17 protein-coding genes are annotated in these 17,200 nt (G+C 61.0%); 7 read left to right on the forward strand and 10 right to left on the reverse strand.

The features are described 5' to 3' along the window. Nucleotides 1-26: 26 nt before the first annotated feature. From betA to betI, 3 genes are all read right to left on the reverse strand, one after another. A complete protein-coding gene (gene betA, locus ACJ8KE_RS10515; RefSeq protein WP_016928485.1) occupies nt 27-1,694 on the reverse strand; it encodes a choline dehydrogenase in 1,668 nt (555 codons plus the stop codon). A gap of 226 nt (nt 1,695-1,920) precedes the next feature. Beyond that, nucleotides 1,921-3,393 carry a betaine-aldehyde dehydrogenase gene (gene betB, locus ACJ8KE_RS10520; protein WP_016928486.1) on the reverse strand — a complete coding sequence of 491 codons (1,473 nt, stop codon included), beginning with the start codon at nt 3,391-3,393 and terminating at the stop codon, nt 1,921-1,923. Nucleotides 3,394-3,407: 14 nt separating this feature from the next. Further along, complete coding sequence (gene betI / locus ACJ8KE_RS10525) at nt 3,408-4,010, reverse strand: transcriptional regulator BetI (RefSeq protein WP_442517234.1); 603 nt, start codon at nt 4,008-4,010, stop codon at nt 3,408-3,410. A gap of 400 nt (nt 4,011-4,410) precedes the next feature. Here betI and ACJ8KE_RS10530 point away from each other — a divergent pair, with 400 nt between their 5' ends. Next, entirely contained in the window at nt 4,411-6,450 is a 2,040-nt protein-coding gene (locus ACJ8KE_RS10530) for a choline transporter (protein WP_004939112.1), read from the forward strand. A 44-nt stretch (nt 6,451-6,494) separates the two neighbouring features. Here ACJ8KE_RS10530 and ACJ8KE_RS10535 read toward each other — a convergent pair whose 3' ends face one another. The 4 genes from ACJ8KE_RS10535 to ACJ8KE_RS10550 form a co-directional block, all read right to left on the reverse strand. Further along, on the reverse strand, nt 6,495-6,962 hold the full coding sequence (locus tag ACJ8KE_RS10535; protein ID WP_016928490.1) for a YkgB family protein: 468 nt from the start codon (nt 6,960-6,962) through the stop codon (nt 6,495-6,497). A 67-nt stretch (nt 6,963-7,029) separates the two neighbouring features. Then, nucleotides 7,030-7,320: a pentapeptide MXKDX repeat protein gene (locus ACJ8KE_RS10540; protein WP_016928491.1), complete on the reverse strand. Its 291-nt coding sequence runs from the start codon at nt 7,318-7,320 to the stop codon at nt 7,030-7,032. Nucleotides 7,321-7,379: 59 nt separating this feature from the next. Then, nucleotides 7,380-8,156 carry a molybdopterin-dependent oxidoreductase gene (locus ACJ8KE_RS10545; RefSeq protein ID WP_049299842.1) on the reverse strand — a complete coding sequence of 259 codons (777 nt, stop codon included), beginning with the start codon at nt 8,154-8,156 and terminating at the stop codon, nt 7,380-7,382. Nucleotides 8,157-8,166: 10 nt separating this feature from the next. After that, nucleotides 8,167-8,778 carry a cytochrome b/b6 domain-containing protein gene (locus ACJ8KE_RS10550; protein WP_016928493.1) on the reverse strand — a complete coding sequence of 204 codons (612 nt, stop codon included), beginning with the start codon at nt 8,776-8,778 and terminating at the stop codon, nt 8,167-8,169. Between the two features lie 150 nt (nt 8,779-8,928). On the opposite strand from ACJ8KE_RS10550, the gene ACJ8KE_RS10555 reads away from it, so the two are divergent. After that, nucleotides 8,929-9,642: a response regulator transcription factor gene (locus tag ACJ8KE_RS10555; protein WP_016928494.1), complete on the forward strand. Its 714-nt coding sequence runs from the start codon at nt 8,929-8,931 to the stop codon at nt 9,640-9,642. A 3-nt stretch (nt 9,643-9,645) separates the two neighbouring features. Next, nucleotides 9,646-11,154: a sensor histidine kinase gene (locus tag ACJ8KE_RS10560; RefSeq protein WP_079450974.1), complete on the forward strand. Its 1,509-nt coding sequence runs from the start codon at nt 9,646-9,648 to the stop codon at nt 11,152-11,154. On the opposite strand, the gene ACJ8KE_RS10565 is transcribed toward ACJ8KE_RS10560, so the two are convergent. Together ACJ8KE_RS10565 and ACJ8KE_RS10570 are read right to left on the reverse strand one after the other, a co-directional pair. After that, the gene (locus ACJ8KE_RS10565) at nt 11,126-12,544 is read right to left on the reverse strand and encodes a heavy metal sensor histidine kinase (protein ID WP_421131191.1); all 1,419 of its coding nucleotides are present in this window, start codon (nt 12,542-12,544) and stop codon (nt 11,126-11,128) included. The two genes, ACJ8KE_RS10560 and ACJ8KE_RS10565, sit on opposite strands and share 29 nt — an antisense overlap. Further along, nucleotides 12,541-13,212: a heavy metal response regulator transcription factor gene (locus ACJ8KE_RS10570; protein WP_021504273.1), complete on the reverse strand. Its 672-nt coding sequence runs from the start codon at nt 13,210-13,212 to the stop codon at nt 12,541-12,543. The genes ACJ8KE_RS10565 and ACJ8KE_RS10570 overlap by 4 nt, the downstream gene beginning before the upstream one ends. Nucleotides 13,213-13,352: 140 nt before the next feature. Here ACJ8KE_RS10570 and ACJ8KE_RS10575 point away from each other — a divergent pair, with 140 nt between their 5' ends. From ACJ8KE_RS10575 to ACJ8KE_RS10590, 4 genes are all read left to right on the forward strand, one after another. Continuing rightward, complete coding sequence (locus tag ACJ8KE_RS10575) at nt 13,353-13,979, forward strand: hypothetical protein (protein WP_442517235.1); 627 nt, start codon at nt 13,353-13,355, stop codon at nt 13,977-13,979. 13 nt (nt 13,980-13,992) lie between these two features. Next, nucleotides 13,993-14,598 (forward strand): cytochrome b/b6 domain-containing protein, encoded by a 606-nt coding sequence (locus ACJ8KE_RS10580; protein ID WP_048795952.1) that lies wholly within the window; start codon nt 13,993-13,995, stop codon nt 14,596-14,598. Continuing rightward, nucleotides 14,591-15,358 (forward strand): molybdopterin-dependent oxidoreductase, encoded by a 768-nt coding sequence (locus ACJ8KE_RS10585; protein WP_033640918.1) that lies wholly within the window; start codon nt 14,591-14,593, stop codon nt 15,356-15,358. The genes ACJ8KE_RS10580 and ACJ8KE_RS10585 overlap by 8 nt, the downstream gene beginning before the upstream one ends. A gap of 122 nt (nt 15,359-15,480) precedes the next feature. Next, nucleotides 15,481-16,056, forward strand: a complete 576-nt coding sequence (locus tag ACJ8KE_RS10590; RefSeq protein WP_016928501.1) for a hypothetical protein — start codon at nt 15,481-15,483, stop codon at nt 16,054-16,056. A 101-nt stretch (nt 16,057-16,157) separates the two neighbouring features. Here ACJ8KE_RS10590 and ygbI read toward each other — a convergent pair whose 3' ends face one another. Beyond that, nucleotides 16,158-16,928 carry a DNA-binding transcriptional repressor YgbI gene (gene ygbI / locus ACJ8KE_RS10595; protein ID WP_016928502.1) on the reverse strand — a complete coding sequence of 257 codons (771 nt, stop codon included), beginning with the start codon at nt 16,926-16,928 and terminating at the stop codon, nt 16,158-16,160. Nucleotides 16,929-17,200: the final 272 nt, after the last annotated feature.

Genomic DNA, 17,200 nt, shown 5'->3' on the forward strand with positions numbered 1-17,200 from the left:
CCCTCAACGGCGAGAGGGCGTGTCGGTTACTGCTTGCGCACCGGCGCATCGCCGGCGACGTAGTAGTCGGCGGTGCTGCGCGGCAGCGGCGTGCGCTGGCGAATGCGATCGGCGATCTTCTCGGCGATCATGATGGTGGTGGCGTTCAGGTTGCCGGTGATGATCAGCGGCATGATTGACGCATCCACCACCCGCAATCCTTCCATGCCGTGCACCCGGCCCTGGCCGTCGACCACCGCCATTTCGTCTTCGCCCATCTTGCACGAGCAGGACGGGTGGAAGGCGGTTTCGGCGTGCTCGCGCACGAAGGCGTCCAACTGCTCGTCGGTCTGCACCTCCGGCCCTGGGCTAATCTCGCGGCCGCGGTATTCGTCCAAGGCCGGCTGCGCCATGATTTCGCGCGTGATGCGGATAGCGTCGCGGAACTCCTGCCAATCCTGTTCGGTCGCCATGTAGTTGAACAGAATGCTCGGATGCTGGCGCGGATCTTTCGATTTCACCTGCACCCGGCCGCGGCTCGGCGAACGCATCGAACCGACGTGCGCCTGGAAGCCGTGCTCTTTCACCGCGTTGCTGCCGTTGTAGTTAATCGCCACCGGCAGGAAGTGATACTGAATGTTCGGCCAGGCGAACTCTGCGCGGCTGCGAATGAAACCGCCGGCCTCGAACTGGTTGCTGGCGCCGATGCCGGTGCCGTTGAACAGCCACTCCGCACCGATCTTCGGCTGGTTAAACCATTGCAACGCCGGGTACAGCGACACCGGTTTCTTGCAGGCGTACTGCAGGTACATCTCCAGGTGATCCTGCAGGTTTTCCCCCACCCCCGGCAGATCGTGCACCACGTTGATGTCCAGACTTTTCAGCAGCGCCGCCGGGCCGACGCCCGAACGCTGCAGAATTTGCGGCGAGGCGATGGCGCCGGCGCACAGCAGCACTTCGCGGCGCGCTTTGGCATGGGTCAGCTGATTGCTGTCGCCCTGCAGATAGTTGACGCCCACTGCGCGCTTGCCCTCGAACACGATATGGTCGGTCAGCGCATGGGTGACGATCTTCAGGTTCGGCCGTGAACGCGCCTGATCAAGATAACCGCGGGCGGTGCTGGCGCGGCGCCCTTTCGGCGTCACGGTGCGGTCCATCGGGCCGAATCCTTCCTGCTGGTAACCGTTCAGATCGTCGGTGCGCGGATAGCCCGCCTGTACGCCGGCTTCCACCATGGCGTGGAACAGTTCGTTGTTGCCGGCCTTCGGCGTGGTGACGCTCACCGGGCCATCACCGCCGTGGTAATCGTTCGGGCCGATATCGCGCGTTTCCGCCTTGCGGAAATACGGCAGACAGTCCAGATAGGTCCAGTCTTCCAGACCCGGCGCCTTGGCCCAGTTGTCGAAGTCCATCGCGTTGCCGCGAATGTAACACATGCCGTTGATCAGGGATGAACCGCCCAGCCCTTTGCCGCGGCCGCATTCCATCCGGCGGTTGTTCATGTGCGGCTCAGGATCGGTTTCATACGCCCAGTTATAGCGGCGGCCCTGCAGCGGAAACGCCAGCGCGGCCGGCATCTGGGTACGGAAATCCATCCGGTAATCCGGGCCGCCGGCTTCCAGCAGCAGGACGCTGACGTCGGCGTCTTCGGTCAATCGGGTGGCTAACACGTTGCCGGCGGAACCGGCACCGATAATGATGTAGTCAAATTCCATTCATTATCTCCTAAATATTCATATGCCTGAATGATGCGAATGGCTTGAATTCCGCATGCTGAATATATCAAGGCAGTTTTGGATGCAAAAAAAGGATATATCCCCTATGGATTTCGAGTTACAGCTAGGCGGCAAGGGCGCAGAGCCCCAGGAGCTTACTCAAGTAAGTGACTGGGGTCTGCGCTCGCAGCCAACAACGCTGTAGCTTGAAAGACGACGGGGATAGTTAAAATACCGAGGCGTATTCGCCCAGCTCGACCTGCACCGATTTGATCTGGGTGTAGTGCTCCAGCGTGGTCAGGCCGTTTTCGCGGCCGACGCCGGACTGCTTATAGCCGCCGACCGGCATTTCCGCCGCCGACTCGCCCCAGGTGTTGATCCAGCAAATGCCGGCTTCCAGCTGGTGGATCACGCGGTGCGCGCGGGCCAGATCGTGGGTCACCACGCCCGCGGCCAGGCCGAAGGTGGTGTCGTTGGCGCGGCGCACCACTTCCTCTTCGCTCTGGTAGCTGAGGATGCTCATCACCGGTCCGAAGATCTCTTCGCGCACGATTTCCATGTCGTCGCGGCAGTCGCTGAATACCGTCGGCGCCACATAAGCGCCCTTGCCGAATTCGCCGTGGGTGACGCGTTCGCCGCCGCACAGCAGGCGCGCGCCGCTGTTTTTGCCGCTCTCGATAAAGCGCAGCACCGATTCCATGTGCGCGAAGCTGACCAGCGGCCCGAAGTTGGTTTGCGGATCGGTCGGATCGCCGAGGCGAATGCGTTTCACGCGCTCGAGAATTTTCGCCTCAAACTGCGCCTGCAGCGCCGCCGGCACGAAGACGCGGGTGCCGTTGGTGCACACCTGGCCGGAACTGTAGAAGTTGGCCATCATGGCGATATCGGCGGCGCGATCCAGATCGGCGTCGTCGAAGATAATCAGCGGCGACTTGCCGCCCAGTTCCATGGTGACTTCCTTCAGCGTCGAACCCGACGCGTTGGCCATCACCTTCTTGCCGGTTTTCACCCCGCCGGTGAAAGAGACTTTGGCGATGCCCGGATGGTCGGTCAGGTACTGCCCCACCTCCGCGCCGCTGCCGGTCACCACGTTGAACACGCCGTCCGGCAGGCCGGCTTCGGTGTAGATTTCCGCCAGCTTCAGCGCCGTCAGCGACGTGACTTCACTCGGTTTGAAAATCATCGCATTGCCCGCCGCCAGGGCCGGCGCGGACTTCCACAGCGCGATCTGAATCGGGTAGTTCCAGGCGCCGATGCCGGCCACCACGCCCAGCGGTTCGCGGCGTGTGTAGACGAACGAGGTATCGCGCAGCGGGATCTGCTCGCCTTCAATGGCCGGGATCAGGCCGGCGTAGTACTCCAGCACGTCGGCGCCGGTGACGATGTCCACCGCGGTGGTTTCCGACATCGCTTTACCGGTATCCAGCGTTTCCAGCGCCGCCAGCTCATCGTTGCGCTCGCGCAGAATATCCACCGCGCGACGCAGGATGCGCGAACGCGCCATCGCCGTCATCGCCGCCCACACCTTCTGCCCGCTGGCCGCGCTGGCCACCGCACGATCGACGTCTTCAGCGCCGGCGGACTGGACTTCAGCCAGAACTTCGCCGTTCGCCGGATTAATGGCGTTGAAGGTTTTTCCAGCGGTGCTGTCTACATAGGCGCCATGAATATAGAGCTTCTGCAAGCCAAAACGGGACATAGGATCTCCTTGAGTTAGCCTCCGGGCGGCGTTTGCCCCCGGAGTTGGAACGTGATGTATTCGGTCGTGAGCGCCAGCGCCTGCGCCTGATTGAACGCCGAACCGCGCAGCGCGCTGCGCAGCCACAGCCCATCGATCAGCGCCGCCAGCCCCTTGGCCGCCAACCGCGCCTGCGGCTGCGGCATGACGCGGCGAAACTCGGCGCACAGGTTGGAATAAAGCCGGCGGCCGTTCACCTGTTGCAGCCGGTTGAGCTGCGGCTGGTGCAGGCTGCTGGCCCAAAAGGCCAGCCAGGTCTTCATCGCCGCGCTGTTGATCTGGCTGTCGTCGAAGTTGCCGGCGACGATCGCCTGCAGCCGCGCCGCCGGGCTGTTATCGGTGAGCGCCTGCAAACGCAACTTCACCGCCTCGCCCAGATGGCTGATCAGATAGTGCATCGTGGCTTCCAGCAGGCCGTTCTTGTCCTTGAAATAATGGCTGATGATGCCGTTGGAAACGCCGGCCCGCCGCGCGATCTGCGCGATGGTGGCGTCATGCATTCCCACTTCGTTTACCGCGGCGAGCGTGGCATCAATCAACTGCTGCCTTCTGATTGGCTGCATTCCTACCTTTGGCATATTTCGACTCTCACAAAACCGACTTCGGCCTTATCTCAGCGGGCAAATTTCACTGCCGTTTCGCCCGTGATTCAGGTCATCATGAGGACTATTAAACTTTTTTTTGATTGAACGTTCAATAAAAATTGCATATATTTTATTGCCGCCTGGTTAAAAATTTGTACTATCTGGTTGTGGAACTGGCTGATTTTTGTGAGGTAATTAACGAATCTGACCAAAATCAGTGGCTGTAAGCGGTTCCCGCCGCGAAGCGCTCCGGTGCTTCAGCAACAGGCGAAAGCGGCGTTACTCAGGCCATTCCCATGGGGATGGTCGCCGCCTTCATTCGCCCGTTTTCCGGCGGCGCCAACGCGCCCCGAAATGCGGAGCGGCACGATTTTACTCAGTTCAGAGGATGACGATGACAACACGCGAAACCTCCTCCAAACCGCAGCAGGACCGCCTCAACCCTGTGGTTTTCTTCACCTCGGCGGGGCTGATCCTGGCCTTCTCGCTGATGACCATCTTTTTCACCGACTTCTCCGGGCAGTGGATCACCCGCACGCTGAATTGGGTATCGACCACCTTCGGTTGGTACTACCTGCTGGCGGCGACGCTGTACATCGTGTTCGTGGTGTTTATCGCCGCCTCGCGCTTTGGTTCCATCAAGCTCGGGCCCGAGCAGTCCAAGCCGGAGTTCAGCCTGATGAGTTGGGCGGCGATGCTGTTCGCCGCCGGCATCGGCATCGACCTGATGTTCTTCTCGGTCGCCGAGCCGGTGACCCAGTACATGATGCCGCCGGAAGGCGACGCGCAAACGCTGGAGGCCGCGCGCCAGGCGATGGTCTGGACGCTGTTCCACTACGGCCTGACCGGCTGGTCGATGTATGCGCTGATGGGCATCGCCCTCGGCTACTTCAGCTATCGCTACAATCTGCCGCTGACCATCCGCTCGGCGCTGTACCCGATCTTCGGTAAGCGCATCAACGGCCCGATCGGCCACAGCGTGGACATCGCCGCGGTGCTCGGCACCATCTTCGGCATCGCCACCACGCTGGGCATCGGCGTGGTGCAGCTCAACTACGGCCTCAAGGTATTGTTCGAGATCCCGGAAAACCTGACGGTGCAGGGCTCGCTGATTCTGCTGTCGGTGATCATGGCCACCATCTCGGTGACTTCCGGCGTCAATAAGGGCATCCGCATCCTGTCCGAGCTGAACGTGCTGCTGGCGCTGGGTCTGATCCTGTTCGTGTTGTTCTTCGGCGACACCGAATTCCTGCTCAACGCGCTGGTGCTTAACGTCGGCGATTACGTCAACCGCTTTATGGGCATGACGCTCAACAGCTTCGCCTTCGATCGGCCGGTGGAATGGATGAACAACTGGACGCTGTTCTTCTGGGCCTGGTGGGTGGCGTGGTCGCCGTTCGTCGGCCTGTTCCTGGCGCGCATCTCGCGCGGGCGCACCATTCGTCAGTTCGTGGTCGGCACGCTGATCATACCGTTCGTGTTTACCCTGCTGTGGCTGTCTATCTTCGGCAACAGCGCGCTGTACCAGATCATCCACGGCAACGCCGAGTTTGCTCAGGAAGTGATGCAGTTCCCGGAGCGCGGCTTCTACAGCCTGCTGGCGCAATACCCCGGCTTCACCTTCAGCGCCTCGGTGGCCACCATCACCGGCCTGCTGTTCTACGTCACCTCGGCGGACTCCGGCTCGCTGGTGTTGGGCAACTTCACCTCGCGCCTGGCCGACATCAATAATGATGCGCCGAACTGGCTGCGGATTTTCTGGTCGGTGGCCATCGGCCTGCTGACCATCGGCATGCTGATGACCGACGGCGTGCCGGCGCTGCAGAAAACCACGGTAATCATGGGCCTGCCGTTCAGCTTCGTGATCTTCTTCGTGATGGCCGGGCTGTATAAATCGCTGCGGGTGGAAGACTACCGCAAGGCCAGCGCGCTCAGCACCCTGGCGCCGGTGCCGGTCTCCAGCCACGACGTGCTCAACTGGAAACAGCGTCTGTCGCGGGTGATGAACTACCCGGGCACGCAGTACACGCAGAAAATGTTGGATAAGGTTTGCCGTCCGGCGATGCAGGACGTGGCGCGCGAGCTGGAGTTGCGCGGCGCGAAAGTGGAGTTCAGCGAAGTGCCGCCGACCGAAGACGAACGCCTGAACCACCTGGAGCTGCTGGTGCACCTGGGCGAGGAACAGAACTTCATCTATCAGATCTGGCCGATGCGCTACTCGGTGCCGGGCTTCACCTACCGCGCCCGCTCCGGCAAGTCGCACTACTACCGGCTGGAAACCTTCCTGATGGAAGGCACCCAGGGCAACGACCTGATGGACTACAGCAAGGAACAGGTGATTGGCGATATCCTCGACCAGTATGAGAAGCACCTGAACTTCCTGCACATTCATCGCGAAGCGCCGGGGGGCACCCTGACCTTCCCGGATATGTGACGGTCAATCAATAACGAGAGGGCGTAGCCAGGCTACGCCCTTTTTTATGCCTGCTCGGCCGGCAAATCGGCTTTCAACAGCACCAGGGAACCGGCCAGCAACACCAGATCCTTGATTAAAAAGCTGGTGGCGCCGGCCATGGCCGGAAAACCGCCGGCGGAGGGCTCCCAGGCGCCCGGCGTGGAAAAGATCAGCGTCAGCGTGGTCAGGTAGGTCACCGTCGATCCGATCGCCCCCAGCAACCCCAGCCGCCGCGACCAGAATCCCGCCAGCAGCAGCAAACCGAAGCTCCACTCGGCGACGCCCAGCGCATAGCTGGCGCCGCGGATGCCGAACGCCTGGTGCATCCAGCTCAGCAGCGGGCTGTTGCCGATCAGTGGCACCAGTCCCTGCGCTTCGTAATCAAACCACTTGGCGTAGCCGAAGGCGGCGAAGATCACCACCAGCGCCGCGCGCATAAAGATAACGTCCCCGTTCGAGCGCCGAAAGCGCCTCAGCCATGTCGCCAACATCGTCCTCTCTCCTTATGTTGCCCGCGGCCGCCGCGGTTTGCCGCTTGCGGCCGCGGGGTACGGCGGCTTACTGCCCCATCGCGTCCTTTTTCATTTCGTCTTTCTTCATGCCGTCTTTGGCCATACCGTCTTTCGCCATGCCATCCTTTTTCATGGCGTCTTTCCCCATCTTGTCTTTCTTCATGCAGTCCTTGCCCATGCACTCTTTCTTCATCCCATCTTTCGCCATGCCGTCGTGCGACATCTGGCTCATGCCGTCCTTTTTCATCGCGTCTTTGCTCATGCCGTCCGCGGCGTTGGCGCCGGCCACGCCCAGCATCAGCGCGCTGCACATCATCATTGCGAATAACTTTTTCATGGTATTTCCTTCCGTCATGTCAAAGGCACCGGAGTGCCGGAGAATGGCCGGCGGCCGCCTCAGCTGCCGCCAAACCAGTTGTAACCCTGGTCTTCCCAGTAACCGCCCGGGAAGCGGTTGGTGACCTCGATCACCTGAATGTGCTTCGGATTCTTGTAGCCCAGCTTGGTCGGCATGCGCAGCTTCATCGGGTAGCCGTACTTGCGCGGCAAGATCTGGCCGTCGTAGGTCAGCGCGATAATCGTCTGCGGATGCAGCGCGGTGGCCATGTCGATACTGGTGTAGTAGTCGTCGGCGCATTTGAAGCTGACGTAGCGGGCGCTCAGATCCGCGCCGATCGCCTTGAGAAAGGTGGCGAACGGCACGCCGCCCCACTTGCCGATAGCGCTCCAACCCTCGACGCAAATATGACGCGTCACCTGGCTGACCTGCGCCATCCGATGCAGCTGCGGCAGGCTCCAGGCGCGCTTGTCCTGCACCAACCCCGCCACCTCCAGCCGATAGTCGTCGCCGTTGATGTCGGGCGCGTCCTCCTCGGCGTAAAAGGCGTTGAACGGGAATGGCCGGGTGATCATCGACTCCGGGTAGACCGGCGCCAAACGATCGCCGTTGAACAGCCAGCCCTGCACCCGATCGTTGAGGCGCGAAATGCGGCTCAACGCCTGCTCGACGTTGGCGTTGCCGCTGAGATCGCAGCCGGTAAGCATGGCGATACCGCCCAACGTCAGGCCGTTGCGCAGAAAGCGGCGGCGGGATGACGCGGTCAACAAGCGTTGCGCTTCTTTGACGATCGCCTGCCCTTCAACGATCGTCATGATTTGTTTATCCTTTTCCATCATTCACTCCTTAGCGTCCGCGCAGCATGGCCAACAGCGTGCGGGGCACCAGCGCCACCATCACCAGATGGATCGCGACGAAGGCCACCAGCGCCGACATGGCGAAAAAGTGGATATAGCGCGCCGCTTCATAGCCGCCGAGCAGCGTGCGCAGCAGTGGAAACTGCACCGATTTCCACAGCACCAGTCCGGACAGCGCGCTCAGCACGCCAAGGAGCATCACCGACAGATAGGCCACGCGCTGCACCATGTTGTAGTGGCGCAGATCGGCGTGCTGCAACCGGCCGCGCAACGCCGCGCCAACATCGGCGAGAAACTGCTTCGGGCTGAGCGGCCAATATTTGCGTTTGAAACGCCCGCTGGTCAGGTTAAGCAGCAGGTAGCACAGCCCGTTGACGCCAAACAGCCACATGCCGGCGAAGTGCCACTGCAGCGCGCCGCCCAGCCAGCCGCCGAGCGTCAGCTCGTTGAAAAAGCTGAAGTTGAACAGCGGCGAGGCGTTGTAGATGCGCCAGCCGCTGGTCACCATGATCAGCATCGCCAGCGCATTCAGCCAATGCGTTAACCGCAGCCACAGCGGATGTACGGTCTGTCGTTGTTCCGGGGTGAGAGTGAGGCTCATAACGATTCCTGCCAGCTAACGATGCGATGAACCGAGTATTCCCCGGATTTGTTCCCCAAGACCTCACGCAGAGTTAAATAAAATGTGATAACTCCGCCGATGGCGGTTGTGTAGACTTCAGAGAGAATCGGGCAATCAGCGGTAATGAGAATGGACAAGCCAAAACGAATTTTGATCGTCGAAGACGACGGCGACATCGCCGAGCTGCTGCAGCTGCATCTGCGTGACGAGGGTTACGCCATCAGCCACGCCGCCGACGGCAATCAGGGCATGGCGATGCTGGAACAGGGCGGCTGGGACGCCTTGATCCTCGATCTGATGCTGCCGGGCGTGGACGGATTGGAGATTTGCCGCCGGGCGCGCACCATGACGCGCTACACGCCGATCATCATCACCAGCGCGCGCTCCAGCGAGGTGCACCGTGTGCTGGGGCTGGAGCTGGGCGCCGACGACTATCTGGCCAAACCCTTTTCCATGCTGGAGCTGGTGGCGCGGGTCAAGGCGCTGTTTCGCCGCCAGGAGGCGATGAGCCGCAACCTGCGCATGGACGCCGGCGCGCTCAGCTTCAACGATCTGACCATCGATCCTATCGCCCGCGAGGTGCGCCTGCACCAACAGCCGATCGAGCTGACGCCGCGCGAATTCGACCTGCTGTACTTTTTCGCCCGCCACCCGGGCCAGGTGTTCTCGCGCCTCAGCCTGTTGAATCAGGTCTGGGGCTATCAGCACGAAGGGTATGAGCACACCGTCAACACCCATATCAACCGGCTGCGCATCAAGATTGAGCGCAATCCGGCGGAACCCGAGCGCATCCTCACGGTGTGGGGCATGGGCTATAAATTCGCGGCCGCGCCGCAAGAGTGAGCCATGAAAAACCTTACGTTAGCGCAGCGCCTCACGCTGATCTTCGCGCTGCTGATCGTCATCGGCTGCGCCTTTTCCGGCTGGATGCAGGTGCGCAGCAATACCCAGTACAGTCAGGCGGTGATCCAGCGCCTGTCCGGCAACCTGGCGCAGCATATCGCCGACAGCAATCCGCTGCTGGGGGTGAACGGGCCGGATCCGCAGGCGGTGCACACCCTGTTCGACCAACTGATGGCGGTGAACCCCAGCGTGGAGGTTTATCTGCTCGACAAACAGGGCGCAATCATCGGCAACGCCGCGCCGGCCGGGCATCTGAAACGGCAGCGGGTCGCGCTGCCGCCGCTGCAGGCGCTGCTCGATGGCGCGCAGATGCCGGTGTACGGCGACGATCCGCGCAGCGCGGACGGGCGCAAGGTGTTCAGCGTTGCGCCGCTGAAGGTCGACGGCCGGGTCGAGGGCTATCTGTATGTGGTCTTGCTCGGTGAAGAGTACACGGCGCTGGCCAGCAACGCCCAGTTCAACTCGGCGGTCAGGATGGCGCTGTGGACCTCCGGGGTGATGGTGCTGTTCAGCCTGCTGGCCGGCGGTTTCGCGTTTTACTGGGTCACTCGCCCCATCCGGCGCCTGACCCGCCAGGTCAATGCGCTGGACAGCGGCGGCATCGAGGCTGTGCAGGCCTACGCAGCGCTGCCGGCGGCGCCGGCCGGGCGCGACGAGGTCAGTCAGTTGCAACAGGCCTTTCACCGCATGGCGCAGCGTCTCGCCGAACAGTGGCAAACGCTGGCGCAGCAGGATCGGCTGCGGCGCGAATTCATCGCCAACGTCTCGCACGATCTGCGCACCCCGCTCACCTCGCTGCACGGTTATCTGGAAACGCTGTCGGTCAAGGCCGCCACCCTGAGCGACACCGAACGGCGCCGCTATCTGGAGATCGCGCTGGCGCAGAGCCGCAAGGTGGGCAAGCTGGCGCAGGAGCTGTTCGAGCTGGCGCGGCTGGAGTACGGCGTGGTGAAACCGCAGAAAGAACCCTTCTCCCTCAGCGAACTGCTGCAAGACGTGTTCCAGAAGTTCGAGCTGGCGGCGGAGGCGCGCAATCAGCGGCTGCACGCCGACATCGCTCCCGGCATTCCACCGGTGTTCGCCGATCTCAGCATGATTGAGCGGGTGCTGACCAACCTGCTGGACAACGCCATTCGCCATACGCCGCCCGGCGGCGACATTGGCGTGCGGCTGTGGCGGCAGGAAGGTCGGGTGATGGTGCAGGTCAGCGACAGCGGCCCCGGCATTCCGCAGACGCTGCGCGCCGATCTGTTCGTGCGGCCGTCGATCCTGAGCGGCGCCCGACGCCCCGCCGGCGGGCTGGGGTTAATGATCGTGCGGCGCATTCTGCAACTGCACGACAGCGACATCCAACTGATTGAACAACCGCAAAGCGGCGCCTGCTTCCGCTTTGCCATTCCGCCGCGTGAGTCCGGCACAACGGTTATTGCGCGAGCGGGAACCGCAGGCTGAAAATGAGGCTGGCGGCAGACGCGCGCCCGGTACATTCGGCGCGCACCTCACCGCCGTGCAGCGTCATGATAGCGCGTACGATAGACAGCCCGAGGCCGCTGGCGTGGCTGCCGGCGCTGCGCGCGGGATCGGCGCGGTAGAAACGATCGAACAGTTTTTCCAGCTGTGCCGGCGCGATCGGCGGCCCCTGATTGATGACCTGCACCCACCAGGCATCGGCGCGCCGTTCAGCCCGCAGGACGATCAGGCTGTTTTCGTCGGCATAACGCACCGCGTTGGCCACCAGGTTGCTCAGCGCCCGCTGGAACAACATCGCGTCCGCCTTCAGCTCGCCTTCCCCCTCGCAGCTCAGCGCGATGCCGCGTTCTTCCGCCAGCCCTTCGAAGTAATCCGCCACCCGCCGCAGCTCTGCCGCCACATCCAGACGACTGTAGTTCAGCGCGGACTGCGCCTCACCGGCGCGCGCCAGAAACAGGATGTTTTCCACCATGCGCGAAATACGCTCCAGCTCATCCATATTGTCCGACAATAGGGTTTCGTACTCCTCCACGCTGCGGGGTTGATACAGCGCCACCTGACACTGGCCCATCAACGCGCCCACCGGGGTGCGGATCTCATGGGCCAGATCGGCGGAAAACTGCGTCAGCCGCTGATAACCTTCATTCAACCGATCGAGCATCGCATTGAACGAACGGGTCAGCTGCTGCAATTCCTTCGGCGCCCCCTGTTCGCTGAGGCGCGTCGACAATGTATTGGGCGCGATCTGCGACGCCTGCGCCGCCATGCGCCATAGCGGCTTCAATCCCCGGCGCATGACCCCATAGCCCAGCAGCGCAATCAGCAGGAAAGCCACAATGACCGCCGCGACAATGCGCCACAGGTAACGCGCCAGCATCTTCTGCTCGTTGACCATCACGTGCGCGGCGGAGATCTGCAGCAAACTGCCGTCTTCCAGGCGCACCATCGCCGACGCCGCGCGCAGCGGCACCCCCTGCGCCGTTTCCCCGCCGCGCACGGCGGCCAGCGTCTGCGCCTGTTCGGGCGGCATCGGCGCGATCGGCGGCAGGGCCACCCTGGCCGGATTCACATTGATGAGCGGCTTTTGCCCCGGGATTTGGAAAATCAGCACGTCCTGTTCATTGCCCAGCATATTTTCGAACAGGCCGTTATTGGCGGTCAGACGCGCCAAAGGAAAGCGCTGCCCCAGTAAATGGCGGAAATACTCGATGCGCCCGGTCACCTGCAGATCGCTGCGGAGCATCATTTCCTGACGCATGGCGCCGAACAGATACCAGCCCGTCCCGCTCACCACGCAGGCGGCCACCAGCGCGAACAGCATGGCGGTGCGCAGCGTCAGCGACACCGGCCGACGTGAAGCGCGGGCGTTCACGAGCGCGGCTCGCAAACATAGCCGATGCCGCGCACGCTGTGGATCAGCTTGACGTCGAACGGCCGGTCGATTTTGGCGCGCAGGCGTTTGATCGCCACGTCAACCACATTGGTGTCGCTGTCGAAATTCATGTCCCACACCTGAGAGGCTATCTGCGTGCGCGACAGCACTTCGCCCTCGCGCCGCACCAGCAGATGCAGCAACATGAACTCCTTGTTGGTCAACGGGATCACCTGATCCTGGCGCACCGCCCGGCGGCGCAATACGTCCAACTGCAGATCGGCGATGGCGTAATGATCGGCTTCGCGCGCCGGCCCGCGGCGCAGCAAGGTGCGCAAACGCAGCACCAGCTCGGTAAAGGAAAACGGCTTGATAAGATAGTCGTCCGCGCCCAGCTCCAGACCGTGAATGCGATCCTGCACGCCATCGCGGGCGGTGAGAAACAGGATCGGCACGTCGCTTTTCTTGCGCAATACCTCGATGATCTGCCAGCCGTCCAGCCCCGGCAGCATCACATCGAGCACGATCGCATCGTAGTCCTGCTCCAACGCGCGAAACAGCCCATCGGTGCCGGTGCGCGCCAAATCGACGCCGTAGCCCGCCTCACCCAGCCCTTTCTTCAGGTAATCCCCTGTGCCGATATCGTCTTCAACAACCAGTATTCGCATGCTCGCCACCTCGTTACGTCTGCAAAAATACTAGCAGTTTCGGCGGACAAACTTGATGACATTAATGTCATCAAACGGCCATGGCGCTGACCCAGTAGGTCAACCATGCTTAACCGGCAAACTCATTTCAGGAGAACGTTATGATTACCCGTCATCGTATAGCCGGTTTATTGTTATCCACATTACTGCTGTCCAGCGGCTTGGCCGCCGCCGCCCAACCGCCGGGCAAGGTGATTGCGCCGCTGCGCGGCACCATCAGCCAGGTTGCCGACGGCAATCTGCAACTGACCGATCGCAAAGGCGAGACACTCAGCGTCAAGCTGAACGATCAGACCAAAGTGCTCAGCGTTTCCAAAGCCACGCTGGACGACATCAAACCGGACAGCTTTATCGGCACCGCCGCCGTGCCGCAGCCGGACGGCACGCTCAAAGCGCTGGAAGTGCACGTGTTCGCCGCCAGCCTGCGCGGCACCGGCGAAGGGCATTCGGCTTGGGAATCCGCCGACGGCAAAGTGGACACCATGACCAACGGCACCGTCGGTAAACTGCTCAAATCCAACGGCCGCACCCTGACCGTCACCTACGGCAACCAGCAGAAAACCGTCGTCGTGCCGGAAGACGTGCCGATCGTGACGCTGGATCCGGGCGATCTGAGCCTGCTGAAACCGGGCGTGCACATCGTGCTGTTCTCCGCCGTCAACGATAAGGGCGAACGCATCGCCACCCGCATTTCCGCCGGCAAAGACAGCACCGTGCCGCCGATGTAACCGGAGGAAAGCCATGAAAACCAACGCGTCGCGGCCGGTGCATCGCTGGCCGGTTCGAATCACTCATTGGATCAACCTGTTCGCCATGGTGTGCATGTTCATGAGCGGTTGGGAAATCTACAACGCCTCGCCGCTGTTCGATTTCCGCTTTCCGCCGCAGATGACGCTGGGCGGTTGGCTGGGCGGCGCGATTGGTTGGCATTTGGCGGTGATGTGGCTATTGGCGCTCAACGCCGTCTGCTATCTGCTGTGGAGCCTGTTCAGCGGTCATTTTCGCCGCGATCTGTTGCCGCTTCGCATCGGCGCGCTGCGGCAGGATATCTGGCTGGCGTTGACGCTGCGCCTGCGCCACCGGCATGGCCACTATAACGCCATTCAGAAACTGATGTACCTCGGCGTACTGGCGCTGGGTCTATTGCTGGTGCTGTCCGGCCTGGCGATTTGGAAGCCGGTTCAGCTGCAGGGATTGGTCGCGCTGTTTGGCGGCTTCGATTTCGCACGCTACGTGCATTTTTTCGCCATGGCCGGCATCGGCCTGTTCGTGGCGATCCACGTCTTTATGGTGGCTGTCGTGCCCAAAACGCTGTGGGCGATGATAACGGGTGGCAAACATGAATGAGAAAAAACAGCGGGCAGCCGCGCCGACGCTGGAACCGGACCAAAAAAAGCAGTTGGTCAATCTGCAACGCCGGCTGATGTTGCGCTCCGGGCTGACGCTGGGCGGCATCGCCATGCTCACCGGTTGCAACCTGCAAGACGGCGATCGGGTGGATAAGGTGCTGTGGGCCATGTCGCGCTGGAACGACCGGGTGCAGGCCTGGCTGTTCAGCGGCCAGCGGTTGGCGCAAACTTACCGCCCCGATCAGATTACCCAGCCTTTCCCCTTCAACGCGTTTTACCCGGAATACAACGTCCCCGAGATCGATCTTGCCGGCTATCGGCTTGAGGTCGCGGGGAAAGTGGAGAAAAAAGCGCCCTGGACGCTGGAACAGCTGCAGCGGCTGCCACAGCAAAGTCAGATCACGCGTCTGATCTGCATTGAGGGCTGGAGCGCCATTGGTCAATGGGGCGGCGTGCCGCTGCGCACCTTTCTGCAGCACGTCGGCGCGGATCTGAATGCCGGTTACGTCGGCTTCAAATGCGCCGATCGTTACTACGCCAGCCTCGACATGGCCACCGCGCTGCACCCGCAGACCATCCTGGCGCTGGATTTCGGCGGCAAGGCGCTGCCGGCGGACTATGGCTACCCGCTGCGGCTGCGCGTGCCAACCAAACTGGGGTTCAAAAACGCCAAACATATCGCCGCGATCTTCGTCAGCGACGTCAATCCGGGCGGCTATTGGGAGGATCAGGGCTACAACTGGTTCAGCGGCATTTAGTTTTGCGCAGCGCTGCGCACAACCCTCATCGGCGGCTGGAGGATTGTCTCCGTCGCGATTAATAATCTGTTCGTCACAAAGGGGATAACTATAGGAAAAATAATAGTAAAAAGGATTTTATCATGGAGATTGATGTGAGGGAGATCAATGCACGACCTGTCACGGAGTATAGATACCGAATAACGGTTTATAAAAAAGCCAGCAGCGTTGCTGCGTATTACCTTGATTTTAAAAAAGCGACGTTAAGGATGCGTCAATGGCTTATTGGGGCTTATCCTGCCTCGGAAGTATTGGACAATGCTTACGTCATGGAACTGTACGATGTAAGAGCATTGGAAAACCGCGCCGAAGTAACCAGATCCTTATTTGATACCTATACCAGGATGGCGTACACCCGATATGAACGAGAACAACTCTTCATTAATGGCATCGGCCTGGCGATCGTCACTTTTGTGGCGCAATACCAAGCAAGATTGGTTTTCAGTGTACCGCTCAGGCCAGCGCTAGCCAGAATTTATGACTCGCTCTTGAAAAAACACGCGCATCGCGTACATTATTTGTACAACCAAGAGCTTATTGAGGACGGATTATATGTCATCGAAATCCCGCCTGTTGACGGCAGAATCTCACCCAACCCCTATGAGCATAAAGGAACAGCACCAAAAAGAGATGCAAGCCTTCCACGAAGAATGGGCTGAACAAAGGCGCCGCGAATGGCGTGAACGCGGCGGCATTGAAGCAAGTGAAGCGCCCGCACGTGGCATCGATACCGAGCTTTCATCCTGATTCCGGTTCGTTCTTATTCTTCTTCTCCCGCCGTCAGCAATGCAATCCCCGCTTGCTCAATGGCCTCCCGCGCGGCGGCGGGCAACCCTTCGTCGGTAATGACGGCGTCAAAGGCAGCGATCGGCAGCGCCAGGTAGGTCGCGACCTTGCCGTATTTGGACGTATCGCTGAGCAGAATGCGGCGGCGGCTGGCCTCGACGATGGCCTTCTTCACCATCACCTTGTCTTCGTTCGGCGTCGACAGGCCGCGCATGCTCCACGAAGAGGCGGAGATGAACGCCAGATCGATAAACAGACCGCGCAGCGCCTGTGCCGCCGCTTCGCCGACGCAGGAGCGGTTTTCCCGGCACACGGTGCCGCCGGTGTGGATGATTCTGCACTGGCTGTGTTCGATCAGGAAGCCGGCGATGACAAAGTCGTTGGTCACCACCGTCAAATCGTCACGTTCACCGATCTGTTTCGCCAGCGCCAGCGTGGTGGTGCCGGCATCCAGATAGATACAGCTGCCGGCGGGAATTTGCCGCGCCGCCAGCCGGCCAATGGCGAGTTTCTGCCGGCTGAACATCCCCTCTTTGGCCTGGTGCGAAGGTTCGCTCGCCACCCGCTCGGGCGCCTGCACGCCGCCCGAGACCGACTGCACCGCGCCCTGTTCCTCCAGCTTTTGCAAATCACGGCGGATCGTCATGTGCGACACCCCCAGCCGTTCGGTCAGCTCGGCAATGCTGACGACGCCGCGTTCGGATACCAGCGCAAGAATTTGTTGATGGCGTTCTACAGGTATCACGGTTCCCTCTCGTTGCTGCGGTGATAATAATTGTGATTTTACGTCAATTTTCGTTCGCCGATAGCCCTAATTTTTCGCGGCGTGACGACGCGCGCAGTTAGGCCAGGCAAACATAAACTTATTTAAAAACATAATAGTAATGTTGATACTGGCCAGAAATCAGGCGAAAAATTCGTTTCACACATTGTTAATTATTGTGATATCGATCGCGGATAAACCGTCGACAAGCGCTTACATTTAACACAACAAAACAAATTATCACTAAAATTAAC

It is taken from the genome of Serratia sp. CY56464 (genome assembly GCF_052168435.1).
Taxonomy (GTDB): domain Bacteria; phylum Pseudomonadota; class Gammaproteobacteria; order Enterobacterales; family Enterobacteriaceae; genus Serratia; species Serratia marcescens.